At 67.8% G+C, this 25722-nt stretch carries 23 protein-coding genes and 1 tRNA gene; 10 read left to right on the top strand and 14 right to left on the bottom strand.

Translation table 11 applies throughout. From position 1 onward, the window contains the following. Together VNF71_10785 and mrdA are read right to left on the bottom strand one after the other, a co-directional pair. A partial coding sequence (locus VNF71_10785; protein ID HVA75035.1) for a transglycosylase domain-containing protein occupies positions 1-1364 on the bottom strand: 1364 nt, incomplete at its 3' end. Between the two features lie 3 nt (positions 1365-1367). Further along, positions 1368-3389, bottom strand: coding sequence for a penicillin-binding protein 2 (gene mrdA, locus VNF71_10780; GenBank protein ID HVA75034.1), 2022 nt, complete (start codon positions 3387-3389; stop codon positions 1368-1370). 101 nt (positions 3390-3490) lie between these two features. Between mrdA and VNF71_10775 the strand changes: the two genes are divergently transcribed. Together VNF71_10775 and VNF71_10770 are read left to right on the top strand one after the other, a co-directional pair. Beyond that, on the top strand, positions 3491-4546 hold the full coding sequence (locus tag VNF71_10775) for a hypothetical protein (GenBank protein HVA75033.1): 1056 nt from the start codon (positions 3491-3493) through the stop codon (positions 4544-4546). After that, positions 4543-5943, top strand: coding sequence for a GDSL-type esterase/lipase family protein (locus VNF71_10770; protein ID HVA75032.1), 1401 nt, complete (start codon positions 4543-4545; stop codon positions 5941-5943). The genes VNF71_10775 and VNF71_10770 overlap by 4 nt, the downstream gene beginning before the upstream one ends. 21 nt (positions 5944-5964) lie before the next feature. On the opposite strand, the gene VNF71_10765 is transcribed toward VNF71_10770, so the two are convergent. Both VNF71_10765 and VNF71_10760 read right to left on the bottom strand, forming a co-directional pair. Beyond that, positions 5965-6558, bottom strand: coding sequence for a GNAT family N-acetyltransferase (locus tag VNF71_10765; GenBank protein ID HVA75031.1), 594 nt, complete (start codon positions 6556-6558; stop codon positions 5965-5967). Positions 6559-6689: 131 nt separating this feature from the next. After that, entirely contained in the window at positions 6690-7439 is a 750-nt protein-coding gene (locus tag VNF71_10760; GenBank protein HVA75030.1) for a class I SAM-dependent methyltransferase, read from the bottom strand. Between the two features lie 90 nt (positions 7440-7529). On the opposite strand from VNF71_10760, the gene VNF71_10755 reads away from it, so the two are divergent. Together VNF71_10755 and VNF71_10750 are read left to right on the top strand one after the other, a co-directional pair. Continuing rightward, entirely contained in the window at positions 7530-8207 is a 678-nt protein-coding gene (locus VNF71_10755; GenBank protein ID HVA75029.1) for a response regulator transcription factor, read from the top strand. Beyond that, positions 8200-9651, top strand: a complete 1452-nt coding sequence (locus VNF71_10750) for a HAMP domain-containing sensor histidine kinase (protein HVA75028.1) — start codon at positions 8200-8202, stop codon at positions 9649-9651. The genes VNF71_10755 and VNF71_10750 overlap by 8 nt, the downstream gene beginning before the upstream one ends. A gap of 2 nt (positions 9652-9653) precedes the next feature. Here VNF71_10750 and VNF71_10745 read toward each other — a convergent pair whose 3' ends face one another. After that, positions 9654-10661 (bottom strand): hypothetical protein, encoded by a 1008-nt coding sequence (locus VNF71_10745; GenBank protein ID HVA75027.1) that lies wholly within the window; start codon positions 10659-10661, stop codon positions 9654-9656. A 397-nt stretch (positions 10662-11058) separates the two neighbouring features. Next, the gene (locus VNF71_10740; GenBank protein HVA75026.1) at positions 11059-12807 is read right to left on the bottom strand and encodes an AAA family ATPase; all 1749 of its coding nucleotides are present in this window, start codon (positions 12805-12807) and stop codon (positions 11059-11061) included. A 148-nt stretch (positions 12808-12955) separates the two neighbouring features. Between VNF71_10740 and VNF71_10735 the strand changes: the two genes are divergently transcribed. After that, positions 12956-13210, top strand: a complete 255-nt coding sequence (locus VNF71_10735) for a DUF2277 domain-containing protein (protein HVA75025.1) — start codon at positions 12956-12958, stop codon at positions 13208-13210. Positions 13211-13278: 68 nt separating this feature from the next. On the opposite strand, the gene VNF71_10730 is transcribed toward VNF71_10735, so the two are convergent. Both VNF71_10730 and VNF71_10725 read right to left on the bottom strand, forming a co-directional pair. Next, positions 13279-15117, bottom strand: coding sequence for a DUF11 domain-containing protein (locus VNF71_10730; GenBank protein HVA75024.1), 1839 nt, complete (start codon positions 15115-15117; stop codon positions 13279-13281). 276 nt (positions 15118-15393) lie between these two features. Continuing rightward, positions 15394-15467 (bottom strand) — tRNA-Val (locus VNF71_10725). Between the two features lie 47 nt (positions 15468-15514). On the opposite strand from VNF71_10725, the gene lgt reads away from it, so the two are divergent. Continuing rightward, complete coding sequence (gene lgt / locus VNF71_10720) at positions 15515-16399, top strand: prolipoprotein diacylglyceryl transferase (GenBank protein HVA75023.1); 885 nt, start codon at positions 15515-15517, stop codon at positions 16397-16399. 22 nt (positions 16400-16421) lie between these two features. Here lgt and VNF71_10715 read toward each other — a convergent pair whose 3' ends face one another. After that, positions 16422-16997 carry a hypothetical protein gene (locus VNF71_10715; GenBank protein HVA75022.1) on the bottom strand — a complete coding sequence of 192 codons (576 nt, stop codon included), beginning with the start codon at positions 16995-16997 and terminating at the stop codon, positions 16422-16424. 178 nt (positions 16998-17175) lie between these two features. Further along, positions 17176-18378 (bottom strand): citrate/2-methylcitrate synthase, encoded by a 1203-nt coding sequence (locus tag VNF71_10710; protein ID HVA75021.1) that lies wholly within the window; start codon positions 18376-18378, stop codon positions 17176-17178. Between the two features lie 45 nt (positions 18379-18423). Between VNF71_10710 and VNF71_10705 the strand changes: the two genes are divergently transcribed. Then, positions 18424-19575 (top strand): citrate synthase, encoded by a 1152-nt coding sequence (locus VNF71_10705; protein ID HVA75020.1) that lies wholly within the window; start codon positions 18424-18426, stop codon positions 19573-19575. A 19-nt stretch (positions 19576-19594) separates the two neighbouring features. Then, on the top strand, positions 19595-20854 hold the full coding sequence (locus VNF71_10700) for a cytochrome P450 (GenBank protein ID HVA75019.1): 1260 nt from the start codon (positions 19595-19597) through the stop codon (positions 20852-20854). Here the strand turns inward: VNF71_10700 and VNF71_10695 are convergent. The 3 genes from VNF71_10695 to VNF71_10685 all read right to left on the bottom strand — a co-directional run bounded on the left by VNF71_10695 (position 20805) and on the right by VNF71_10685 (position 23498). Beyond that, on the bottom strand, positions 20805-21674 hold the full coding sequence (locus tag VNF71_10695; protein HVA75018.1) for an LLM class F420-dependent oxidoreductase: 870 nt from the start codon (positions 21672-21674) through the stop codon (positions 20805-20807). The genes VNF71_10700 and VNF71_10695 overlap by 50 nt on opposite strands. A 12-nt stretch (positions 21675-21686) precedes the next feature. Continuing rightward, positions 21687-22385, bottom strand: coding sequence for a hypothetical protein (locus tag VNF71_10690; GenBank protein HVA75017.1), 699 nt, complete (start codon positions 22383-22385; stop codon positions 21687-21689). A 117-nt stretch (positions 22386-22502) separates the two neighbouring features. After that, the gene (locus VNF71_10685; GenBank protein HVA75016.1) at positions 22503-23498 is read right to left on the bottom strand and encodes a sensor histidine kinase; all 996 of its coding nucleotides are present in this window, start codon (positions 23496-23498) and stop codon (positions 22503-22505) included. A gap of 290 nt (positions 23499-23788) precedes the next feature. Between VNF71_10685 and VNF71_10680 the strand changes: the two genes are divergently transcribed. Both VNF71_10680 and VNF71_10675 read left to right on the top strand, forming a co-directional pair. Further along, entirely contained in the window at positions 23789-24865 is a 1077-nt protein-coding gene (locus VNF71_10680; GenBank protein HVA75015.1) for an endonuclease/exonuclease/phosphatase family protein, read from the top strand. An 87-nt stretch (positions 24866-24952) separates the two neighbouring features. Further along, positions 24953-25456: a hypothetical protein gene (locus VNF71_10675; GenBank protein ID HVA75014.1), complete on the top strand. Its 504-nt coding sequence runs from the start codon at positions 24953-24955 to the stop codon at positions 25454-25456. 36 nt (positions 25457-25492) lie between these two features. Here VNF71_10675 and VNF71_10670 read toward each other — a convergent pair. Further along, positions 25493-25722 (bottom strand): hypothetical protein (locus VNF71_10670; protein HVA75013.1); only part of this gene is annotated, 230 nt, incomplete at its 5' end.

The following is a 25722-nucleotide window of genomic DNA, read 5'->3' as shown; positions in this document are numbered from 1 at the left end:
TTGGCCAAACCGACCTCATGGGCGAGGCGTATGTACGCGCAGTTCACCGAATCCGCCGTAGCCGTTGTCAAGGTTATGACCCCACCCCCTGGTCCGGTGTCGTTGCTGATCGGGTGGGTGATCAGCGAGTCGTTGCCGGGGAACCTGATCGCGCACGGCGCGCGGCTGTCGACCGTGTCACTCACCGAATATCCCTTTTGGAGGGCGGCGAGCAGGGTGAACAGCTTGAACCCTGAACCGGGTTGGCGCAGCCCTTGAGTCATCACGTCGAACTGGGAGCTCGCGGTGCCAGGTCCGCCGACAAGTGCCGTGACTCTGCCGTTTGCAGGGTCTATCGACACCAGGCCCTGTTCGAAGCCGCCAGAGTTGGACGGGGTGCCGGCGGCCACGGCGGATTGGGCCGCAATCTGCATCGCCGGGTCCAGGTTGGTGTATATCTTCAGGTCACCGTTGAACAGGGCGTTGTAGCGCTGCGTGTAGGTGGACCCGAGCGGGCTGCCCGGCCCGAGCAGTTCGTCTTTGACCTGCTGTACGTAGTAACCGTCGCCGTGCACGGTCGGTGCCGGGGGCTCGGCGGCAGTGGGCAGGGAAGCGGTGTTGGCGGCGGCCTCCTGGGCGGGGGTGATGTCGTGGTAGACGACCATGCGCTGGAGGACCTGGGCCCGCCGGGCACGGGCGGCGGCGGGATGGGCGATCGGGTCGTATCCCCCGGGATCCTGGATCATCCCGGCCAACAGCGCCGACTGGGCCAGGTCCAGGGCCGAGGCGGGTTCAGCGAAGTAGGTCTTCGCTGCGGCTTGCACGCCATACGCCCCGTTTCCCAGGTAAATGCTGTTGAGGTAAGCGTCGAGGATCTGGCCTTTGGTATAGGTGTGCTCGAGCCGCCACGCCACGATCAGCTCCTTGGCCTTCCTGGAGAGCTTCCTGACGGGCGTCAGGTACATCTGCTTCGCAAGCTGCTGGGCGATGGTGGATCCACCTTGCAGTGATCTGCCTGAGGCGTCGTTGAGAGCGGCGCGCATGATTGACGTGACGTCGAACGCGCCGTGGACGAAGAAACCATGGTCTTCGGTGTCAAGCACCGCGCGGATCAGCGTGGGCGAGACCTGCGAAAGCTGGACAGGTATGCGCAGCTTCGGACCGTGCAGGACGGCGAGCACGGTGTGCCCATCGTCTGCGTAGACCGATGACCCGACTCGCATCTGCACGGACATAGGAGGGAGGGGCAGTTCGGTGGCGCTGGCCGCGTTGTGCAGTGTGTTGTCGCCAATGATCCCCAACGCGATGACCGAGGCAGACAGCGCGGCCGCGAACGCGGCGATCAGCGCCACAAGGCGAAGGAGTCTGCGGACACCACCCGTCACGGGTCAGTAACCGCTGAGGGGGACGGGCAGGACGGGTTGGTGAAACAGCACGTCATAGATCTGGCGCGCTACCGGGGCGGCGGCGTCGGCGCCGTATCCGGCTTGGGACATGAAGCAATCGACGACATACGCGGGCGCGTTGGCGGGAGCGAACGACGTGAAGACAGAGGTCGTCTGCTTGTAGGCGGGCGAGTTGTGCGGGATGCCGAACACCACCTGGGCGGTACCGGTCTTGCCCGCGACGGCGATCGGGTAGCCGGTCTTCCCGAAGGACCCGAAGGCGGTGCCCGAGGGATTGGACGTGACACCAACGAAACCGGCGGTCATCGCCTGGCGCTGCGCGGGGGTGAGCGGGGGCGCGGCGCCGAGTTTGTTGGCGGAGAAGGTTCGGACGACCTTTCCGGACGCTGTCTCCGCGTCGAGAGCGATGGTTGGCGACCACAGGGTGCCGCCGTTGGCGAACGCTGCGTACGCATTGGCCAACTGCAGTGGGGTGACAGCGACGTCGTCCTGTCCGATGGCCGATTCGATGGCGTCACCGGTGTAGTAGTTGCCGTAGGGATAGGCCTGCGGATACTGCTGGTGCAGTTTGGCTTTCTGAGCCGGCGTGAGGACGTAGCCGGTGCCTTCGCCCGAAAGGTTGATCCCGGTGGCATGCCCGAACCCGTAGCGGGCCGCGGTGCTCTGAAAGAAGTCCTTGCCGTACACCGATTGGTTGTCGTAGAGCGTTTCGCCAATGTGGTAGAAGTACGCGTCGTCCGAGACGGTGAGCGCGAACGGGAGCGCGACCGGGCCGTAGGATTGGTGGCCGTCGTTGGCGAAGAAGTGGCCGCCCACGGTTATCCCGCCGCCAGTGTCGTCGTAATAGGAGCTCGGTGTGACCACGCCGGAGTCGAGCCCCGCGGTGGCGGTGACCAGTTTGAAGGTGGACCCGGGGAAGTACTGGCCGGCAATGGCCCGGTCATCGAGAGGTGAGTTGGCAGCCGGGCTGGTGAGCTGCGCGTAATTGGCGGCGCTGATGCCGCCGGCGAATAGGGAGGGGTCGTAGGTCGGGTAGCTCGCCAGGGCCAGGATCTGGCCATTGTTGGGATCCTCGACCACCGCGGCGCCGCCGGTCGCACGATAGTGACCGCTGCCGTCGGGATCGATCTGGGTGCGTTTGACTGCTGCTTCCTGTGTGAGGGCTGCCATGGCCGCCTGCTGCAGGTTGGAGTCGATGGAGAGGCGAAGGTTGGTGCCCGGTACGGGAGGGACGGTCTTGAGGGTGGACAGGACCTGGCCTCGCGAGTTGAGCTGCAGTTCGGTGACCCCGGGCCGACCCCGCAGCACCGACTGGAAGGCAGCCTCGACTCCGGTCTGGCCAATCTGCGAATCCGGCCGGTACCCCTGGGATTTGAGGGTCTTGTACTCGCTGGCGGTGATCCGCCCGACGTAACCGAGGAGGTTGGCGGCCGCTTTGCCTGCGGGGGTGTAGTCGCGCACGATGATGGTGGTCGCTTTGACACCGGGGAAGCTGGCAGGGTGTTCCTGGATGTAGAGGATCTGCTGGGGAGTGGCGTCGACCTTGACCGGCACCGGGGCGTACGGGGCGTACTGGGGGTTGTCGATCGCCTGGCGCAGCTGGGTGCCAGTCATGCCGAGCAGGGGCGCGAGGCGACCTTGCATGTGGGGATGGGCCAGTGCGGTCAGGCGGTCGACTTCGATGGCCGGTCGGTCGAGGTTGCCGACCAGCAGGTTGCCGTTTCGGTCCAGGATCAGGCCGCGCGGGGCGGGCGTGTATACCAGACGGATGCCGTTGTCGACGGCGGCGACCTGGGCGGCGGGTCCGGCGATGACCTGCAGGTCCCACAGGCGGGCCAGAAGTGCCATGAACAGGCAGCCGACCACCATGATCAGGACCTTTAGCCGCAGCTCCGGGGACGGAAGGGAACGGCCATTGTCGGCTGTCCTCGGCCGTTTGGCTCGTCGAGAGGATGAAAAGGTTATGGTCCGTGCCGCTCCGCCCCGCCGCCAGCCGGGGAGCACTTTCACACGACAAGCATTTCCCGGGAGACCTTAAGCTCCGCTGAAGCGGCTCGATGCCGTCCGCGGTGATGGCGTCGGAGCCGCCCGGTACCCTCCTGATCTTGCCCGCCACGAGCCGCCATCGGCACGCGATGCTCGTCGCGGTAGTGCTGCTCTGCGCTGCCGGCACCGCTGCGTTGATCCTGCTTCGCGGCAACCCGCCGGAGCATCGCTCTGCGGCGCCTCGCCGACCTGAGCCCACCGTTTCGGCCCCAGCCCGCCCACCTCCCCCGCCGCCGGCACGTTCTCAGGCCGCGGTGGGTTTCACGACGTTGAACGTTTCCGCCTCTGGCGGCGACTTTGCGGTACAGGTCTTCTATCCAGCTGCCCGGCCCGGTGCCGCCGCTTCGGTGTCGGGAGCCGGCGCTCCGTACCCGTTGATCGTCTTCTCGCCCGGGTTCGATATCGATCCGGCGGCCTACACCACTCTCGTGGGCGCGTGGACGCAGGCAGGTTTCGTGGTCGCTGTGCCCCACTACCCGTTCACAGCTCCCGGTGACCCCGGGGGGCTCTACGAGGCGGACATCGTCAACCACCCTGCTGATCTGCGCAGCGTGATCGACGAGATCCTGGCCCTGTCGGCTTCGCGGACCGGTCTGCTTTCGGGCGCTGTCGACCCGACCCGTATCGGTGCGGCCGGGCATTCCGACGGCGGTGATGTCACCGACGCGGTTGTGGCCAACAGTTGCTGCCTCGACATCAGGGTCAAGGCTGCCGCGATGTTCGCGGGTGCGGAGTTGACCAGTTTCAGCGGCACCTACACAGGCATCTCCGTCCCGGCTCTGGTTGTGCAAGGCGGCGCAGACCGCGTCAACCTTCCAGCCTGCTCGCAGCAGATCTACGACAGCGCGCGAGCCGCCCGGTTCTACCTGGACCTGCCCGGCGCCGGCCATCACGCCCCGTACTTGCAGAACGGGGTCTCCCCGTCTCCTGCCGGGACCACGTACCAGCGGACGGTCGATCGGGTGAGCGTGCTGTTCTGGCAGGGGTACCTGCGCGGGGACACGGCCGCGCGTAGTGGGCTGGCCGCGCTGAGCTCGTCCGCCCCGCCGGGCGCGACGCTCTTCGCCGGATCGCCCGTCACCCAGGACGGGGTGTGTCCGGGAGCCCCCCAGTGAGGCCGGCCAGGCGCCATGCCCTGGCCGTGATCGGCGCCGCGGTGCTGCTGGGCGCAGCCGCGCTGGGTACGTGGAGCATCATGGAAAACGGACCCACCCGGGTCGGCGGGCATGTCGCGACGTCGGTCGCGGCCGGCCGGAACCGGGTGCAGCCGGGACCACCCAACTCGAGCACCGTCAGGTCCCCGCCGCGCTGGGAGGTCGGGTGGGGCTCGGCCATGGCATGGGGCTACCAGACGGTCACCGACGCCACCGTGCGCACCCTCGTAGACATCCCGGTAGACAGTTTGGCGCTGCGGGTGCGGATCTCGAATCAGTTCGGAAAGGCTCCCCTGACCGTGGGGGCGGCAAGCGTCGGACGCAGCACCGCCGGCGCCGCCGTGGACGCCCACTCGCTTCACCGGCTGCGCTTCGCCGGGCAAGACTCCACTGTCGTACCGGCGGGGGGATGGGCCCTGAGCGACCCGGTCGCCCTGCCCAGTAACGCGCCTCAGATGCTGGCGGTCAGCGTGTTCGTCACCGGCTCGAACCTGATCAGTTCCCACTATCCCTGCTGCGAGGCTTCCACCCCGTCGTTCCTGTCAACCCCCGGCAGCGGGAACCTGACCGGAGCGGCTTCAGCTGCCGGCTTCGGTTACCGGGCGCCCTGGAGCCGCCTGGTCGACGCCGTCGACGTGCAAAGGCCTGCGCCGCCCGCCGGCCACGCGACCGAGCCAGGAAGCATCGTGGTCCTCGGCGATTCGATCACCGACGGGTTCAACAGCGCGGCCCGCTGGACCGACCTGCTTCAGGCGAGAATCCAGGCGCTGCCGGTCTTCGAGCGACCACCGGTTGTCAATGAAGCGATCACGGCCAACACCCTCACCGCGGTGACACCGAATTATTCGGCGAGCGGTGGCGGGCCGCCGGGAGTGGATCGCCTCACCTACGACGCCTTGTCGTTTCCGGGGGTCGCCACAGTGGTGGTGTTCCTGGGAACCAACGACTTGTACTTCGGCGCGAGCGCCGCTTCGGTAGTCGACGGGCTGAGCCAAGCAGCAGCCGCCGCTCATGCATCGGGGGCAAGGGTCGTGGCGGTGACCCTGACACCCCGGATGGGCAGCGAAGGATGGAGCCCGGCTCGTCAGGCGGAGCTCGACCAGGTCAACCACTGGATGGGCGAAACCCAAGCCTTCGACGGGGTGATCAACTTCTACGCCGCGCTGGCGGACGTCTACAACGGATCCTGCCAGCCCGCATCAATGTTTCCGGCTCTGGACTCCGGCGATCACCTACACCCCAATGCCACGGGCGCGGCGGTGATGGCCGACGCGATCGACCCCGCCGTCCTGGGCGTGCCGCCCCTGCCGGCTGTTCCGGTGAGCGTGAACCTCACCCCCGTGCCGGGCTGCGCCTGAGCTCGCGGCAGCCCTCGTCTCTCATCCGACGGGAAGCCGGTAACGGATGAACACTTCCCCACTGCGGCTGGTGAGTTCCCCGGTCTCCTGCCAACCCACGCGCTCGTAGAACCGGCGCGCGGCGAGATCGGGCGGGGTAACCAGTTCCAGTTCCACCAAGCCTGCCGCTCTGGCCCGCCTGGCTGCCTCGTCGAGCAGAGCTCTACCCACTCCCTCGCCCCGTCGCGATGGGTCGACGAAGAGGTGGGTCACCTCTCCCGAACCGCCGAACACTCCACCACCGGCCCCGCGAGTAGCCTCCTTACGGCGGGGTCTCGCAGACGCGACAGCGAACCGCGCAAGTCCCCTGGCATAGCGAACCAGCCTGGTCCGGACCAGATTCGCGGCCAGCCTTGGCCGCGACGAGGCGGCAAGACAGATATGCAGCGCCAGGGCGGGGCCGTGACGCCTCAACATCGAGGACACCTGCACGGCTGGATCCAACGAGCCGAGCAGCACCCCGGCGAGTCGCCCGCTGCTGTCATCGGCCGCCAGTGCCAACGCCACGGGCGAGTCGATCCACGCCCTGTGATAGCACCGAAGAAATGACGGGCCCAGGCGGGCGATGAACTCCATGTCGAGCACCCCGGCATGCAAGCCGGCTGAATTCTCGACGTCTCTGCCATCGAGATCCCGCACGCGCACTGCGGCTGCGTCATCTTCCCGATTCCGTGACATCGCGGGCCGGGCCGCCCCCGGCACCGAGGTCACCGTCGTGTTCCCGTGACCACCGCCGCTTCTGAGACCACGCGACGGGCTGTGACGTCCACGAAACCCGCCTGGTGCAGCATCTCGGTCCAGGTCCTGATCGGTACCGGTCTCTCCACCGTGCGGGAAAGGAGCCTCCATGCGTTCTTGACAACCCGCCACCACCCACCCGGCCCTCGCGCAACAAGCACGCGTGCTTTGCGGGCCAGGATCCGCCGGTCCTCTTGTTGAAGGCCCCGACCGATCATCATGTCGCCCATTACCAGTTTCCCACCGGGGCGCAGCCAGCCTGCCGCCTTGGTCACGAACCGCTGTTTGTCCCGGTCGAGCAGGTGGTGAAGGGCGTAGTTGGACACCACCAGGTCCACGCTGCCCTCCGTCACGTCGAAGCCCTCGATCGACTCGCAGCACAACTCGATGTTGTCCAACGCCGATCCCGCGGCGCGCTGTTCCAGTGTCTCGAGCATCGCCGGGCTCACGTCCACCGCTATCAGCCTTTCGGCACGCGCTGCCAACCTCAATGCCAGTGCGCCGCCCCCGCAGCCGATGTCCACCACGACACCGAGCGGCGAGCGGCCCGTCTCGGCGATGACCGCTTCGATGACCGATTCCAGGCCTGCGACGGCGTGATCCTCCCATGCTGCGGCGTGCCGCTGCCACCTCCGCCGCTGGGTGCCCGCTGCCACTCTCCCGGCGACAGAAGAGCGACCGGCAAGGACGGAGGCGGCAGGAGGATCGAGGATCTTCATGGCCGCGACTGTTCCCCAGGAGGGCTGAAGAGGCCCTGAAGAAGCGGGGTCTTCAGCTTGTCTTAAGCATCCCTGGTCAAGCTTTGGGCTGTGCGGCTGCTGGTGATCGAGGACGAGAAACGCCTCGCGGGGGCTCTCAAACGCGGTTTGGAATCGGAGGGTTTCGCCGTGGACGTCGCCCTCGACGGCGAGCAGGGCGAATGGCTCGCTGCCGAGACCCAATACGACGCCATAGTCATGGACATCATGCTGCCCAAGCTCAACGGCTACCAGCTGTGCGCCCGCCTGCGCGAGCGGGGGGACTGGTCACCGATCCTGATGCTGACCGCGAAAGACGGCGAATACGACGAAGCGGAGGCCCTGGACACGGGAGCTGATGACTTTCTGAGCAAACCGTTCTCCTACGTCGTTCTCCTCGCCCGAATCCGCGCGCTGTTGCGTCGCGGAAGGGTTCAGCGCCCAGCGGTTCTCTCCTGCGGGAACTTGAGGCTGGACCCTGCTACCCGCAAATGCGTCCGCGGCGACATTGCGATCGACTTGACCGCACGCGAGTTCGCCGTCTTGGAGTATCTGATGCGGCGCCGCGGCGACTTGGTGACGAAGGGAGAAATCCTGGACCACGTGTGGGACTTCGGTTTCGACGGCGACCCCAACGTGGTGGAGGTCCACATGAGCGCACTTCGCCGCAAGATCGACAAGCCCTTCTCCACCGAAACCATCGAGACGGTACGCGGCGCCGGCTACCGTCTCGGCGACGGCAATGCGTAGCCGAAGGGCGCGCCTTACCGGCTCGGTACGGGTCAGGACCACCCTGGCCGCCACCCTCATCGTGGCAATCACACTTGGTGTCGGCTCGGCGATCCTCATCTACCGGTTCCGCGCGTCGCTGGACAACAACCGGCGCAGCGCGGCGGTCGCCCGGGCCGCTGACATCGCTGCCCTGGCCGATACCGGGCGGCTGCCCTCCACGCTCGGCCTGCCAAACCAGGACGCGACCTACGCGCAGGTCATCGACTCGAGCGGGACGGTTCTCGCCCAGTCGCCGAACATCGCCGGCCATCCCGCCCTGGCCCCGCCGGCAGCCACGGGTTCCAAGACCACCTTCAGGCGTGTCGCTCACAGTCCCGTCGAAGAGGACGGCACCGAGATGTTGGTCGTCCTGCCCGCCGGAACTCCCGCGCGGCCTCTGACGGTGCTCACCGGGTACTCGTTGGTCGGAAACGACTTCGCTGTGCACGACATCAAGCTCGGGCTGTTCATAGGACTACCTCTGCTGCTGCTGGTCGTGGCAGGGACCACGTGGGTGATCGTCGGCAGGGCCCTGAGGCCGATAGAAGCGATCCGCTCCGAGGCCTCGGAGATCACAAGCTTGGGTCTGCACCGCCGCTTGTCCGAGCCGCCGAGCGGCGACGAAATAGCCCGTCTCGCCGCCACCATGAACGGCATGCTGGACCGGCTGGAAGCTTCCCACGACAAGCAGCGGACTTTCGTGGCCGACGCCTCTCATGAGCTGCGAAGTCCCCTCGCGTCACTGCGCGCCCAGCTGGAGATCGGCTTGGCCGGCGGGGCGAGCACCGACTGGGAATCCACGGTAACGGGCGCCCTCGCCGAGGAAGCCCGCATAGAAGCGATGGTACGGGACCTGCTGCTGCTCGCCCGCCTCGACCAGCAGCCCCCGGACGCCAGCCGAGTCCTGAACGATCCGGTGCTGAACCTGGCCGAGATCGTCCGAGCCGACCTGGAGACAAGGCCCGAACGACCGGGTATCGCGCTGCGGTGCGACGCCGAGGAGCCAGCGATCGTGAGGATGCCCAAGGAGCTGGCGCGTCGCGTGGTCGCCAACCTCGTCGACAACGCGCAGCGTCACGCCGCCACCCACGTCACCGTGGCCGTTACAGCAGACGGCGACTGGACGGAACTGGTGGTCCAAGACGACGGACCGGGCCTAGCCCCCACCGATCGGGAACGCGTCTTCGAGCGGTTCACCCGCCTCGACGAGGCCAGGTCGAGCGACCATGGCGGCGCCGGCTTGGGATTGGCGATCGTGAAAGACATCGTCGCCCGCCACGGCGGAACCGTCGGCTTCGTGGACTGCCCACGAGGCGCCCGAGTCGTCGTGAGGCTGCCCCTGGCCGACGGCCATGCCCCGGCCCGGACGCCGGCCGTGCCGCAATCAAGTCGGTCTCCCGCTGAAGCGCTCCAGCGCGGATGAACTCAGGGTGCCGCGAGCACCGCGATGAAGTCGCGGGTCCATCCCGAGAGGTACTGACCGGCCGACCGCTCCTGTCCTGGGACGGCAGCTTCGAGCGGCCCGCCCGGGTAGGCGGCGACGTCTGCTTGCACCCAGTAGGGATTGATGTCCAGCTCCATCGCGTCCCGCACCCCCGCCGCGCCTAGCGCCTCGGCGAGATCCACCGGCAGGATATGCATGCCGCCGGCGTAAACCAGATCGCCGGCGGAGTCGAGCCCCACCGCGCTTCTTGCCACCCTCGCGACCCCTCCCAGGGTGGCCCCCCACGCTGCTATGTCGCCGAGCACCGGGCTGGGCTGCCCGTTGTAGATCAGCGGTCGCAGATTCTGGCGGACGCTCGACACCTGTTCTCCCGCGAACGGAACGTCCTGGCCCCACACCCCCACATGGACCGTCCCGCCGGCATCGATCACGAGACTCGCTGCGCCTGCCGCGAGTGGAGTGAAGACCCGGCCGCCAACCTCGAAACCGCCGGCGCCGGTGGACGTCTTGAAACCGCCGTTGAACGCACCCAGCAACTGCGGGCGCTCCGCTTGGCTTATCGCGTTTCCAGCCGAAGCCGGTACCGCCGAACCGGCCGACGGCGGGTCGCTCCCGCCCAGATGAAGATCCAGCCGGTAGCTGCCGGCCCGGAACCGGACCAAGGTCACCGTGTCGCCGGTGGCGGTGGTGACGGATCGCGTGTCGCTAACGATGGTGTTCCCGGACGTCGCGACGATCGTCCATCCCGCCTGGTCGACCGGCACCGGAGGCGTGGTCGTGGTGGTGGATGAAGTAGTGGTCGACGCCGGGGCGGTTGCCCGGGCGGCCATGGCAGTCGCGGCACTCCTTCTTCCCGCAGCGGCTGGCGCGCCGTTCCTCGAAGACGCCGCGTCGCAACCAACGGCGCCCACCAGGACGGTCACCGCCACGAGCGTCGATACCACCGGAGAAGAACCGGGCACACGGCGACAGCCACGACCGATGCGCACCGCTCCACTATGTGCAACCCCGATCCCTCCTGTCAGCGCGGGCCGGTCCCTGTGTCTTCAGCTCTGCTTCAGCAACCGCCGGTCAGCCTGAACGGCGTGACGAGCGGCACCGAAGTCCTGATCGCCGGAGCCGCACCGTCGGGCCCTCAAGTAGTGGCCGAGCCCGAGGCCCTGCGCCGCGGGATTCACCGTGCACCTTGTGACGACCACCCTCGTCCTCGTCGTGGTCGCCCCCGACCTGCTGGCCCGGTGGCACCCTCCCACCTACTGGCCGGCGATCGTCGCCGGGATCATCGCCACAGCCGGTGCGGCCGCGCTGATCATCTCGTCGGGCCGTTTCGCAGCCCCAGTGAGGAACGGCATCCACGCGAGCGTGGCCAGTCTCCGCCAGCCTCCGTCAGACGGGTTGAGGGACCGCCTCCTGTATGACCTCGATGATCTTGTCCCCCACCAGCTCGTCGTGCTCCAGCAGCCCGTCCCGCAACGCTTCGACGATGTGACGGTTCTCGTCGACAAGGCGGGTCACTTCGGCTCGCGCCTCGTCGAGCACCTTGGCGACAGCCGCCCGGCCCTCGTCGCTCGAGAGCACCTTGCCGGGCAGGTTCGTCATGCCGGCCTGCACCGCTTCGTAAGAAACGAGCGTGTCGCCCATTCCCATGCTCCCCACCATCGTGGCCGCGACGGTTGTGGCGTACTTGAGGTCGCCGGTGACGCCGCTGCTGCGCTCCCCGAAGAACAGCTGCTCGGCGACCAGCCCGCCGAGGGAGATCTGCACCAGGGAACGCAGTTCGGACTCCGTCTGGGTGAAGCGCTCCTCAAGATCTGAATGGGCCAAAAGACCGAGCGCCGCGCTGCGCTTGATTATCGAGAGGACTTCGAGCTTCCGCGACTTGCCGACGAGGTAGGCGACGGTGGCGTGACCGGCCTCATGCGTCGCTATCGTGCGGCGCTCGGCCTCGGTGTACTCGACGGGTTGGGCGAGGCCGATCTCCTCGGTCATCTTCGCCTTCTGCACGTCGTTCCAGGACATCGCGGGCGCGCCGCGCCGCAGCGCCCAGACCAACGCCTCGTCGAGAAGGTGGACCAACATCGCCGGCGTGTAGCCGAACGTCGCGGCTGCCAACTGGTCGGTCAGGTCTTCCACCTCCGGCTCGTGTGCCCTGCGCACCAGTTCGTGGTCGAGGATCTCCTTGCGCCCGGCTCGGCTCGGCAGGTCGAAGGTCAGCGTCCGGTCAAAACGACCCGGCCTCAACAACGCAGGGTCCAGATCCGAGGCCCGGTTGGTCGCGCCGATCACGAGCACGTTCGCCGGCGGGACCGGCGGCTTGCGCAGCGCCCGGTTCGGCGGGAGAAAGGCATTGAACAACTCGATCATCCCGTGCATCCAGCGCACCCGCCACGGGGGCTGGTCGAATGACTGCAGCTGGATCAGCAGCTCGTTGACGACTCCCGAGACGCCTTCCCGGCCCCCTCCCGGTCCCATCCCCTGTCGGGTGGCCCCGATCGCGTCGATCTCCTCGATGAAGCCGATCGCCCCACCCTCCTTGCGGGCCGCGTCGCGCAACGTCGCGAAGAACGATCTGATCTTCCTGTTCGTCTGCCCGTAGAACATCGACTGGAACGCGGACGACGACACGAAGAAGAACGGCACCCCCGCCTCGCGCGCCAGCGCCTTCGCCAGGTGGGTCTTCCCCGTCCCGGGAGGTCCCTCGAAGAGGATGCCCTTGCGCGGCGTACCGCCCATCTCCGACCGGAACGTCGCGTGAGCCAGGAACAGGTTGAGTGTCCGGACCGCCTCCTCGACGACGACCGGGATGCCCTTGACGTCCTCGAGGCTGACGTCGATGTCCTCGGGGCGGTAGCGGATGTGCGGGGAACGGCCGGCCGCCAGCAACGGCACCACCATCACCAGCGCGACCAGGATCAGGATCCCGACGAGGGGCAGCATCTGTGTCTCGCTGTGAGTCAGGTGCGGCCTGCCGATGAGGTGGCCGACCCACAGCGACGCCCAGAGCCAGGCGACTATCAGCGAACCGAGGAGGGCGATCTTCGACAGCCGGCGCCGGCGCGACGATTCCCGTGCCACGCCCACATCCGCAACGCCGGCGGGGATGACCCTCTCGTCTCGGAGTTGCTCGATGTTCATCGGAACCTCACCCCCTTCTCGCTCCATCGTGCCATGCATCCAGGAGTTCTGCGCAGGGAAGCCCACAATCGGATGGTCGGCTCCTACCCATTGACCCTTTACCGTTCACGGCTCTTCTGGTTCGCCGCCAGAACGGTAGGTTGCCGTCATGTGCCGCAACATCACCACGCTGCGGGGCCTTGAACCGCCTGCGACGACCGAAGAGATCGAGGCGGCCGCGCTCCAGTACGTCCGCAAGGTGAGCGGCGTCAGGGCGCCGGCGGCCGGCAACGAGACTGCGTTCAGCGAAGCCGTCGACGCGGTAGCCGCGGCGACGGCCACGCTTCTCGGGGCTCTACCTGCGCGCAGGCAGCCGCCACCGACCTTGCCTCCGCTGCGCCGCATCGCTGCGCGCAGAACGTAACGGCGCGCCGAAGGCCCGGGCCAGCGGCCCGGACCTTCGAGCAGTGCCCCTTGATCCAGAGGATGCGGCTAGCTGTTACTTCGGCTGCGCCGCCGCCGGCTCAGCATCAGGACCACCCCGCCCGAGCCGATCAGACCCGCACCCAGGAAGCCGAGCGCTGCGGAGGGCGTACCGGTGAAGGCGAGCGCCTGCTTGGCGGCGGTCGTAGGGGGTGTCGTCGTCGGGGTTGTGGTGGTCGTCGCCTGCTCGGGGGTGGTGCCGGATTGTGGCACCGTCACAGGGTTGCTGACCTGGTTGGTCAGGCAGGTACCAGCGACCGTGCCAGCGGAACAGCCAGGCGTGTTGACATCGGTGAAGGCGGCCTGGTTGACGATGGTGGACCCGTTGGCATCCGAGGAGTTGACCGTGACCTGGAAGGTGAGGTCGACCTCGCCCGGCGTCGAACCCGAGATGGCTGGGACGGTCGGGACCGTCCAGGTGATCGTGCTGCCCGTCAAGCTCGGATTCGTGTCAGCCGGTCCAGCGGAGCCCCCCACGTAGGTGGTCCCTGCGGGCACGACGTCGGTCACGACCACGTTGGTGGCGTCGACCGGGCCCGAGTTGGTGACAGCGAGGGTGTAGGTGATCGGCGTCGCCTGGCCGGCCGTCACCGTCTGCCCGTCACCGGGAGTCGGTTCGGACTTGACGACATTGATGACCGGTGCCCTCGAGTCGGTCACGGCGAGGGGCCCTTCGCAGGCCCCCGTCGCTGCCTCGTTGCCGGGGTCGCCGGAGTACGTGGCCATGTAGCTGTAGGTCCCTGCCCCAGTCGGCGTGAAGTCGGGCGAGTTGGGCACGATCCCATTGGCGACCGTCACTGAGTAGGTGTGGATCGCCTGCTCCGAGCAGTTCCCGTTCGCGAAGAGCTCGTAGGTCACCGTGCCGGCGGCCGTCGACGAGGCGCCGCTCAGAATGGCGGTGTCGTGGACCGGGGTTCCGACCGGGACGGTGGTCACCGGGGTGCCCGCTGCATCCTCGATCACGGTGGCGATGGTGGGCTGCAGGGACGTCACCTGCATCGAGCGCTCCTGCGCGCCGCCCTGTCCGTCAAGGCCTTCGACCCACATGTGGTACGGGGCCCCGCTGATGCTGCCGGCTCCGGTGTTCGGCCCCCAGTCGAGGGCCGAGGCGACGTGCGCTCCCCAGGCCAGGACCATGGTCGAACCGTCGGCCGGCGAGGTGAATTGCACATCGATCAGGGTGTGGCAGTCGCCGATGGTGTTGCCCTGCTGGACGGGTTGGTTGAGAGGCAACTCGTACGACATGCCATCGAGCGTCGATCCGGAGGGTCCCCACAAGCTGAACACGCCGGTTGTCGAAGGGAGGGTCGGCGGGGTTCCCGTGGAGCCGCACGTCCCGTTCACCCCGGACAGGTCGGGGGCCGTTATGGCGTATGTGGACGTCGGATGCATGGGATCACACCCTGTGACGATGCCGGTGCACGGGTCGTTGGCGTTGGCATGCGCCGGTGTCGCTGTCCCCGTGGTCTCGGTGGCGTCGAACGAGCCGAGGTAGTCGTAGGCGTGCTTGCCGCTGTTGACGGCCTCGTACTGGAGCGTCACGGTGTGCGAGCCCTTGGTGATGCCGGTGAGAACCAGCTGGAACGGCACGAAATCGCCCTCCGCCCAGTGGGAGTTGCTCGAGTTGAGATCGCCGTATTGGTAGGCGGATCCCGAGCAGCTGGCGAGCGTGCCCTTGCCGCCGTTGGCGCACTGGTTGAGGTTGTAACTGTTCGTGGAGTCTGCGCTGGCCGGCGATGCGGCGACCATCAACGAGCCGCCAAGAAGACCGACGGATGCAAGAGCGGTCCAGGCTGACCGGACGAGGCGATGGCGGGTGTGGGAGTGGTGCTGGGATGGAGTTTCCATGTCGGCGTCCTTGACGAGCTGGGCCCCTGTCTTACGGCCGCTATTCAATGGACCGCTCGACGACACCGTCCCCTACGTTCCAACAACGCCAGGACAACTACTCCGCACTACTGCTTCACCACCCTTTGCGTTGGATACGACTTCAATAAGCGGGTTCCGCGCTACTCAGGGCGCGCGCCAGCCGAGACTTTTGAGCCACTTTCCGCTTTTTCATAGCTGATCGAACAATATCGTTCTACGACATCATGATGCGATCAGACAGCGACCGGGAGGGAGTGGGCGCAGAGGGATTCGAACCCCCGACCCCTTGCGCGTCATGCAAGTGCTCTAACCAACTGAGCTATGCGCCCGCAGTCCGCCGACCCTACCAGACGCCCTTTGTCTAGCTTGAATGGCCGTGCTGCACGCCTACCTCGCTTATATCCCGAGCCCGCCGGCGAACGGCATCACCTTGGGACCCCTCCGGCTTCACGTCTACGGGCTGATGATCGCCATCGGAGTGGTGGCGGCGGTCTGGTTGGCCCAACGGCGGTGGGAGTCCATCGGTGGCAAGCCGGGGACCATGGCCACGCTGGCGGTATGGGGGGTCCCCGGAGGCCTAATCGGCGCCAGGTTGTACAGCCTCGCGACCAGCTGGCAGGTCGACACCCAGGGGCACTGGTACAAGGCTTTCGAGATCTGGCAGGGGGGGCTCGGTATCTGGGGTGGCGTCGTGGGCGGTGTCGCGCTCGGCGCGGTCGGGGTGAGGCGCCACGGGCTTCCGTTCTGGCCTTTGCTCGATAGCGTCGCGCCGGCGTTCGCGCTCGCCCAGGCGATCGGGCGTTGGGGCAACTACTTCAACCAGGAGCTGTACGGCCGCGTGTCCGGGCTTCCGTGGGCGGTGAAGATCGACAACCCGCAGGTTCCGGGGCACTCCTACCCGCCGGGCACGACCTTCCAGCCGACGTTCCTCTACGAGTCGCTGTGGGACCTCGCCGTCGTCGGCATCGTGATCTGGATCGAACGACGCTTCCGCATCCGCCGTGGGTACCTCCTCGCCGCTTACGCGGCCGCTTACACCTTCGGCCGCTTCTGGACCGAGTACCTGCGCATCGACGAGGCACACCACTACCTGGGGCTACGACTCAACGACTGGACCAGCATCGCCGTGTTCGTGATCGCTGCGGCCATCCTGCTGATCCGCGGCAGGGCCAAACCCGGCGAGGACCGTGCCGGCGATCCACTGCCCAGCGCCGCAACCCAGCACGAGCACACCCGGCCCGAGGACCCGCTGACCGTCTGATCGAGCCCTCGGCCGACCCTTCCTAGCCTTCGGCCAACCTGAGACCCTCGATAGCGGATGGCTTCCCCCGCCCGGGCAGAAGTCGCCTGGACCACGCGCCGCCCCGGCCCCTTGCGGCGACCAAGTTCTCATGGGCGGGGCCGGATTCGGCCGGCTGCCCGGGCTCGCGTACGACCTCTGCACCGGTGTCCGTCCCGCCGGGCGTCGCGCTCTCCTCCGGCCCGGGCGCGGATTCGGCCAGGCGGTCCGGATGTAGCTCGGGCGGGTACCACCTGCTGTCGGCCGCGAGCCACCAATCCGGCGTCACCTGTCGCTCGCTGCCGGCGTAGGGGTCGTCGAGCCACTCCTCCCGTTCCTCCGGGACGGCGCTGAAGCGGGACGTGGTCTCCTGCCCTCGCTCGCGGGGCATGCCCGCCTGGACGCCGCCGTTGGACACCTCCGACGGCCTCCTGTCTCGGGCCGCGGAGCGGAAGTCGGACAGAAAGGTCATGAGCAGCTCGGAGTCGGCGTGGTCGGTCCACGGCTGGACCGCCGGCGCATCGCCGGTGGGGTCCGCCGTAGGTGTATCCGTCCAATCGTCATATGAATCGTGGTTCACGTCGTGTACTTCTCACCGCTCGAATGTCCCGGGCCCGTCTTGGTCGAGAACCGCTCGTCCTCTCCCACATCGGGATATCTCCCTACATCTCCATCTCGTTACACGCGGCCGGAAACCACAGCAATTGGAAAGGGACAGATCCGCAATACGGCCCCATTCCGGTCCGAAGGGTGCACCTTCAGGCGCCGCGCAGGGGCCGGGGCCCGACGTAGTAACCACGGGCCCGGAACAGGGTCGGATCGGCGTACTCCTCGAGCGCGTGCGCCAACCACCCGACGACCTTGCCCAGCGTCGCCAGCGCCTGCCCCGACTCTTCCGGCATCTGCGCGCAGAACGAAACAGCCCCCAACCCCAGATCCACGTTGGGCGGCGGGAAGCCACGCGAAGCCCCCACTTGCAGCAGGTCCTGCACGACCTGATGCCTCTCAGGCGGGCCGTCGACCGAGTCCAATCGCGAGAGAAGCTCCGCCCCGCGGGGGTCTCCCCCAGGATAGAGCGGCATCCCGAAGCCGTGCGGGATCGCACCGCCGCGGCGGAGTCGTTCGCCTATCGCGCGCTGCGCGCCCGACTCCATCGCCTCGGCGAGCAACCGCTCGACCTCTGAAGGAGCGCCGCTGCTGCCCGAATACCAGCTGCCGCTCGCCGGTCCGAGCCCGGTGAGCACCACGGCGTACGGGTCGGCGCGAAACGACGCCGCCACCCGCGCCGCCATCGTCGACGGCGCCAGTTCGTGGTCCGCCGACAGCACCAGGGCGGCGTTCAGGACGTCTGCACGCGGCTTGGTGACGTCCAGCGGGCTGAGGCAGGACCACAGGCGTTCCGCTATCGGTCCGCTTGGCGGCGCGTCCCCGAGCGAACCCACCAGAGCGGAGATCAATCCCCGCCCGACCACCTCGACGGCCGCGGGCGAAAGGTCGTGGCGCAGCTCGTCGGCCACCCCTGCATTCGCGGTGGTCAGCATGAACCGTTCGACGGGCCGCGCGCCGCGGAGGGCATCCACAGACCCAGGCCCCGGCGCCGGCCATTCCTCCTCTTCGGGCGGAGGCCATTCCCCACGCCACAGCCAGGCCGCGACATCCTCGAACGAGCGGTCGCGGCTCAACTCCACCGCGTCGAGGCCGCGGTAATAGAGCCTCCCTTCCTCGATCAGGGACAACGACGTGACGAACACCGGCGCCCCCGCCGGTTGAGCTCCCGTGTCGCGCGCCGGCGCCTGGCGGCCCGACTGCGCGAGGCGCGCCACGTCGCGGGGGTCGAAACTGCTGCCCCGGGCAGTCTTTTCCCTGGGCAGCAGACCCCTGCTCACGTAGGCGTACAGCGTCTCCGGCTTGACCCCGAGGCGTTCCGCCGCCTCTGCCGCGCTCAGCCGGCGATTGATCATTGATCAATCTTGATCGATGTGTACTGGCGAAGTCAAGATAGTCCCATGGCAGACAACATCACCGTCCCTCCTGGCCTGCGGGGCGTGGAGGTCACAGAAACAGAGATCGGCGACGTCCGGGGGCTCGAAGGCTTCTACCACTACCGCCAGTACTCGGCGGTCGACCTCGCGAAGAGCCGGACGTTCGAGGACGTGTGGCGACTCGTGCTCGACGGGTCGCTGCCCGCGGACGAGGCGGAGCGGGCCGAGTTCGCCGCCGCCGTCCGCCCCGGCAGGGAGCTGCCGCCGGCGGTTCTCGAGCAACTGCCGGGGATAGTCGCGGCGTCGGCAGGCGCCAACCCGCTCGACGGGTTGCGCACCGGGGTCTCCCTGTTGGGTGCGGCGTGGGGGCTCCGACCGCTCTGGGATCTCGACGCGGCGGAGCGCCGGCGCGACCTGATCCGCGTCGCGGCAGCGACACCGGCACTGGTGGCGGCGGCGCACCGGCTGTCGAAGGGCCTCGAGCCCGTTGAGCCCGACCCGGAGTTGGCGCACGCGGCCAACTACCTGTGGATGATCACCGGGGAGCGGCCCGATCCCGACCTCGCCCGCGCGCTGGAGCAGTACCTGATCCTCACGATCGACCACGGGTTCAACTCTTCGACGTTCACAGCTCGGGTCATTGCCTCGACGGGAGCGGACGCGGCCGCGGCGATCGTCGGTGCGATAGGCGCCCTGTCCGGTCCGTTGCACGGCGGGGCGCCGAGCCGAGCTCTCGAGACGATCGACGCGATAGGAAGCCCCGAACGCGCAGAGCCGTACATTCGCGAGCTCATCGAGCGCGGCGAGCGGATCATGGGTTTCGGCCACGCCGTGTACCGCACGGACGACCCGCGCTCGTTGATGCTTCGCGATGTCGCGCAGCGGCTGGGCGGCGGCCGGGTCGACCTGGCGGTGCAGGTCGAGAAGACGGTGCTCGCGGTGCTGGCCGAGACCAAGCCGGACCGCCCGCTGTACGCCAACGTCGAGTTCTACGCCGGCGTGGTCATGGACCGGTGCGGGCTCCCCCAGGAGATGTTCACGCCCACGTTCGCGGTGAGCCGGGTCATCGGCTGGACCGCCAACGTGGCCGAGCAGGCGAGGCAGCGGACGATCATCAGACCGGCCGCTCGTTATGTCGGGCCCCCACCGCCGGCGCCCGTCCCCGTCTCGAGGTGAATCAGTACTGTTCAAAGACATGACCGCTGTGCTCGACGAGGCCGCGGATGCCGCTCTGCTCGAGGTGCTGCTCACCCCGGAGGGCCGCGCCGATCCCTACCCGCTGTACCGCCTGATACGAGAGCGCGCGCCAGTGCTTCACACCTCGCTCCCGGACGGCTCCATCGCCCTCACCCGCTACGAGGACTGCATCGTCGCATTGCGCAACCCTCACCTCGGGCGCGGGATCGTCGGGCCGAACGCGCGGCCGGCGCGATCGGCTCTTCCCGGCGCCGCCGACCCCGAGGTCCGCGCGCAGTTCTTCCGCCGTGCCGGCGAGAGCATGCTGTTCACCGACCCGCCGGAGCACACGCGCCTGCGCGGCCTGGTGAGCCGCGCCTTCACGCCCAAGCGCGTCGAGGCTCTGCGACCCGCGGTGGAGGCGATGGTCGCTGCACTGCTAGACGAAATGGCGGAGCGGGCCGAAGTCGACGTGATGGACGTGCTTGCGTTTCCGCTGCCGGTCGCGGTGATCGGCGAGTTGGTCGGTGTCCCCGGTCCCGACCGAGCACAGTTCCGGTCGCTCGTGCGCGCGAGCACAGCCGGCCTTGAACCTTTCGTCGACAACGACGCCATCCTCACAGCAGTAGACGCCCAGCAGCAGATGCGCTCCTACTTCTTCGATCTCCTGGAGGAGCGCCGGCGATCGGCGCACGACGACCTTTTGAGCGTGATGCTCGAGACCAGCGAAAGCGACGACCGTCTCACCGACGACGAGATCGTGTCCACCGCGATCCTGCTCTTCGGGGCAGGGTTCGAGACCACGACGAACCTGATAGGCAACGGGTTGAGCGCGCTGATGGCCAACCCGACGCAGTTCGACCGCCTACGGGCGGACCCCGACCTGACGGCGTCTGCCGTCGACGAGCTGTTGCGCTACGACTCTCCCGTTCAGATGAACTCGCGCACCGCGCTCGAGCCGGCGGACGTAGCGGGTGTGGCTCTGGAGCAAGGGCAGACGGTCATGGTCCTTCAGGGTGCGGCCAACCGCGACCCCGCGCGCTTCGACGATCCCGACCGTTTGGACCTCGGCCGGCGGGGCAACGCGCCGCTCAGCTTCGGTTGGGGAGCACACCACTGCATCGGCGCGGCTCTTGCGCGTATGGAAGGAGCCGTCGTCTTCCGCGCGCTTGCGGACCGGTTCTCGTCGATCGAGCCGACCGGCGAGCCCGTCGAACGGCGGCCGGGGATCACATTGCGGGGAGTGGTGAATCTCCCGGTGAGTCTCTCTCCCCGATGATCGCGGCGTAACGGTCGAGCACCGCCAGCACCTTCTCCTCGGGGGCGGACGGGATGCGGAAGACGCACTCGGTCACACCGATGCTCTCGAAGTGGTCGAGCTTGCCGTGGTCGGGGATGGACCCGAACGGGATGACCTCCAGTGATGCCGGATCGCGGCCGGCGCCGGCGAGGGCTTCCTGCAGGTGCGGGATCGCGCCGGAGAGCCCGGCGCCGCCGATGGGGATCCAACCTTGGGCGTACTCGGCGATGTGCGCGAACAACGCCGGCCCGGGCGCGCCGCCGACGAGGACCGGCAACGGTGACTGGCGCGGCTTGGGCCACGACCACGATTCCGAAATTCTGATGAACTCGCCCTCGTACCCGGCAGTTTCGTGCTCCCACAGCGCCCTCATGGCGAGAACGTGCTCACGTGCCCTCGCCCGGCGGGTGCGCGGGTCGACGCCGTGGTCCTCCATCTCGTCGTGGTTCCAGCCGAAGCCGATGCCCAGCTTGAACCGGCCGCCGCTCACCCAGTCGAGGCTCGCGGCCGCTTTGGCGGTGACGATCGGGTCCCGCTGGGCTACCAGCGCGATGCCGGTGCCCACGACCAGGCGTCGCGTGACCGCCGCCGCTGCGGTGAGCGCGACGAACGGATCGAGGCTTCGCTTGTACTCCTCGGCCAGCGGCTCGCCGGCGGGAGACGGTGTACGCCGGCTGACCGGGATGTGCGTGTGCTCCGGCACCCACAACGACTGGAACCCGCGGTCCTCCGCCGCCTTGGCGAGCTCGACGACGCCGATGCTCCGGTCGGTCGGGAAGATGGTCAGCCCGTAGCGCACGGGCGAACTGTATTACTGGATCTCGCCGAAGAAGCCGCTGGTAGACCCTGCCGGTGGGTTGACCCGGCCGTTCTGGCCGTTCTGGTTACGGCCTGCGAATCCGAATCCCTGCCGGCTGTTCTTGACCTGGGTCTGGTCCCAGATGTCCATGGCGGTCGGGTTGCCGCCGCCGTTGTCCTGAGCGATGACCATGACGGTGTCGCCCTGTTTCACCGTGCTGATCCCGCCGGCCTGTGAGTCGACGACCGTGGAGGGACCGACCGTGTAGGTCTGGGTGTGGCTGTTGTTGGTCCCGCTGCCGACGGTGATCGTGCCCGAGTCCCCGCTGAGGTGGGTCGCGGTGACGGTGCCGAGCTGGAAGTCGATCGTCTTGGTCGCGCCCGAGGGCGTCTGGACGGTGGCCTGTCCGTAGAGCACACGGCCGCCGGCGAGGCCGAGCCTCGCGAAAGGTCCGGCCAGGCGACCTGCGTGCTTGCCGATACCGGGAGGTGGGGTTCCGTTCGGCGTGGTCGCGGCTCCGTTCGGCGTGGTCGGGGTCGTCGTAGGGCCCGAACCGGACCCCGCGGCGAAGGCGATGCCGGCTCCGCCGAGGGCCATACCGAAGACGAGGCCGCCGGCCATGGCGGCGTGAGGGAGCCGCCGGCGCCGCGGGGGCGGGACGGCGGGCGGCTCCACGAGGGGCGGTGGTGGGGGCGGGGAGGTGAAATCCATCGGGCGTGACCTCGGTCAGAGAGCGTCTGAAGCGTCTGAAGAGATGCTCCCACCCTTCCCTGAACGCAAGATGAATCCCACCTGAGTTTCGGTAGATCGCAATGGCGCGAGGGGTTCTCATGGCCCAAAGAGAGCTTTGTCCGCGCTGCATCCGTCCTGCGCGGTGAAGCGCAGCCGCACGGCCGTGCCGCTTGGGCTCGACCGCAATTCCACCAGGTCGCAAAGCTGATTCACTATCCACAACCCTCTCCCCGTCGTGCCCTCGGGTGCAGGAGAACGCGTACCGATAAAGGGATCGTCGACCCGCCCGCGGTCTGCCACCTCGCACACAAGCCACCGGCCTTCACTCCAGATCCGCAAGACGCCCTCGCCGTTACCGTGGCTCACGACGTTGGTTGCGAGCTCGTTGACGGCCAGTACGAGGTCTTCTACACGGTCCAAGGGAAGACCCGCCATGTGCCCCCTCTCCGCGACCGTGGACCGCAGACCTGACAGGCGGCCTGGGCTCACCGTGAAGGCCTCGGCTGTCGGCGGAGGTGGCTCGAGGGGGTCTTCCATCCTCCGGAGCAGGATCTCGGGGTCGACGTATTCCTCGTTGAGATATGTGCAAGACCGACACGCCAGCAGTGGATGGGTGCGCTTGGCGTCCGCGACGATCTCCGGTCTCACCCGCCGCACGTCGTAGAGGCAGACCAACGCCACGTCGATGCCGGCAAAGGCGAGGTTGGCCAGGGCTTCGTGGCGGGCCAACTCAGCTCGCTCGGCGAGTTCCCGTTGGTCCCACCACTGTTCGGTAATCACGCGGACGGGATGGTCGCGAGGTCTGCTCTCGACGAACCGCCGTATCGCGGGGATCACCCGGGCGGGGTTTCGCCCAAGGGTGGTGGCGTCCTCGTATGTGGCATCGGGCCCGAGGGTCGTGGTGATCAGGCCGTAAGTCGCCGGCGAGACCACCGCCAGAACCCGTCCCGCGGTCTCCGCACGCCCGAGAAAGCCCTGGAGCGCCGCCTTACAGGACTCCCCGCCCGTGTGCAGGAGCAGGGCGTGAGCTGGCCGGCCGCGCGTTCCGGCATCGCCGAGGCCCTCTTGTGGAATGTCCGTCGGATCTGCCACGGCCTGCTCCCGTCCGTCACCTCTCTGCGACGGGTTCGTCACCTGTCTGCAACGCGCCTACCCCGCGTCAGGGGTTGCGAACCCATCTGCCCGAATTCTCCGGTCTGTTTCTTCCCGTGGTGATATGGGAAGAGATCCTTCCGTGGCTTCCACTCTTGTCGTCCTCCGGCGGGACGAGGATCTAGGCGAGGTGCCCATCACCACCCGACCGTCAACGAGCCACGCCCGCTGACCAAAGAGGGCGTTCGCCTCTAGCCGGCCGCCACCGCGCTGCGCATGCTCAAGGGCACATGGCACCTCCCACACGCCTGCGGATCGCACGATCGGTGATGTCGAGACACTTCATCATCCTGGCTGCGGTGGCCGCCGTTGCCGCCGGTTTGTCCGCGTGTTCGAGCTCGACGGGCTCGTCCACCGGCTCGGCAGTCACCGTGATGACCCGCAACATGTACTTCGGCGCCGACCTGTCGCCCCTGTTCGATGCCACGGCATCGCAGCTCGGCCCTGACGCCACCGCCGCCTACCAGCAGCTACAGCAGTCCGACGTCCCCGCCCGGCTGCAGGCCGACGCACAGGAGATCGTCTCCGCCAAACCCGACCTGGTGGCCCTCCAGGAGGCCGTCATCTGGTCGGTGACGCCGAGCGGGCAGACCACCTCCAGGGTCGCCTACGACTTCGTAACCGGCCTGCAGGCAGATCTCACCCGACTCGGCTCGCCGTACGCCGTGGCGGCCAGCTCCGACGGATTCAGCGGCGCGCTGCCGGTGCCGGGCGTGGGCCTCGTCAACCTGCAGGACCGCGACGTCATCCTTGTCCGCGGCCACGACACCCGGCTGTCCGTGTCAGACCCGACCAGCGGCACCTACCAACATGTCTTGACGGTGCACGTCGCCGGGATTCCCATCAACATCAAACGGGGATGGGCGGCCGTCGACGTCGGCGCCAGCGGGCGCCGGTTCCGCGTCGTCGCCACCCACCTCGAGGCCTACAACGACCCCATCCGCGACGCCCAGGCGCAGGAACTGCTCGGCCTGGTCCGCAGCAGCACCGAAGCGACCCTGGTCCTCGGCGACGTCAACTCGCCGGCCACGGGCGCCGGCAGCCAGGCCTACGACGCGGTGCGCAACGCGGGCCTGGGCGACGCCTGGGCAGAAGCCAACAGCGCCGCACCGGGCCTCACCTGCTGCAGGGCTGCGGACCTTCGCTCAGGTTCGCTGACCCAGCGGATCGACATGGTCTTCACCCGCGGCGCCTTTCACGTGGACAGGTCCTGGCTGGTCGGCGCCGCCCCGGCGGACCGCACCGCCGGGGGTGTGTGGCCCTCGGACCACGCAGGCGTGGCCGCCACCCTCGTACCGCCGGCCTGAGCGCGCCGGCCAATCCCCGAACAGCGCGCCCTTGTGGGTGGTGGCATTCCAGCCACTGCGAAGTCGGGCGTACGCCATTCTGATGAAGTGTCAAACTGTGTTGGACCTGCTGAAGCCGCCCCGCTAGAAGGGCTCAATCCCGGCGGCGTCCTGTATGGCGTGTTGGCGGTAGCCACAGTCATCGCCGCTGAGAGCACCCGCAAGGAAACCTTCGGGAAGCTGCTCCTGGCGAGCACCATCACCATGGGGCTGTACTGGGCCGCTCATGCCTACTCGCATCACTGGGCGTCGCGTCTCCACAAGGCGGGTGAGTGGACACTCGGCGAGATCAAGAACTCGCTCAGATACGAGGCTTCTATACTCCTTGGGGCGGCGTTACCTCTTGCGGTGCTGGCGGGAGGATGGATCGCTGGCACCAGTACCGAGACTGCCGTAACCCTGGTTCTCTGGACTGCCGGACTCGAACTTGTCGCTCTCGAAGTCGTTCCAGGAATCCGGCGCCAGTTGCGGCTCCGCGACCTGGCTATTCAGAGCCTGCTCGGAATCAGCATGGGTGTCGGGATATTGGGGCTTCGCTTCGTGCTGCACTGAGGACTGAAGACTCACCGTCTTCCGCGTTACGCCGAACTACAGCGGGGTGAGGTCGCCCATGCCGTCGACCACCTCGCCCACGGTGTTCCCGACCTTCGCCTTGAGTCCCTCCCGGGCCGCTACGACGTAACTGTTCACGTTCTCGGGTGAGCTTTCCGGGAGGAAGTTTCGAAACAATCGCGTGACCAGCGCGTCTCCATCCTGAGGGTGCTCGCGATTTGTGCTTGAAGTTGCTGGACTTTGGGGGTGGCCGATGATCGCATGTC

It is taken from the genome of Acidimicrobiales bacterium (assembly GCA_035533095.1).
Taxonomy (GTDB): domain Bacteria; phylum Actinomycetota; class Acidimicrobiia; order Acidimicrobiales; family Palsa-688; genus DATLUM01.
The sequence above is the reverse complement of the archived record's forward strand: the minus strand, read 5'-3'. Positions and strand labels throughout refer to the sequence as shown.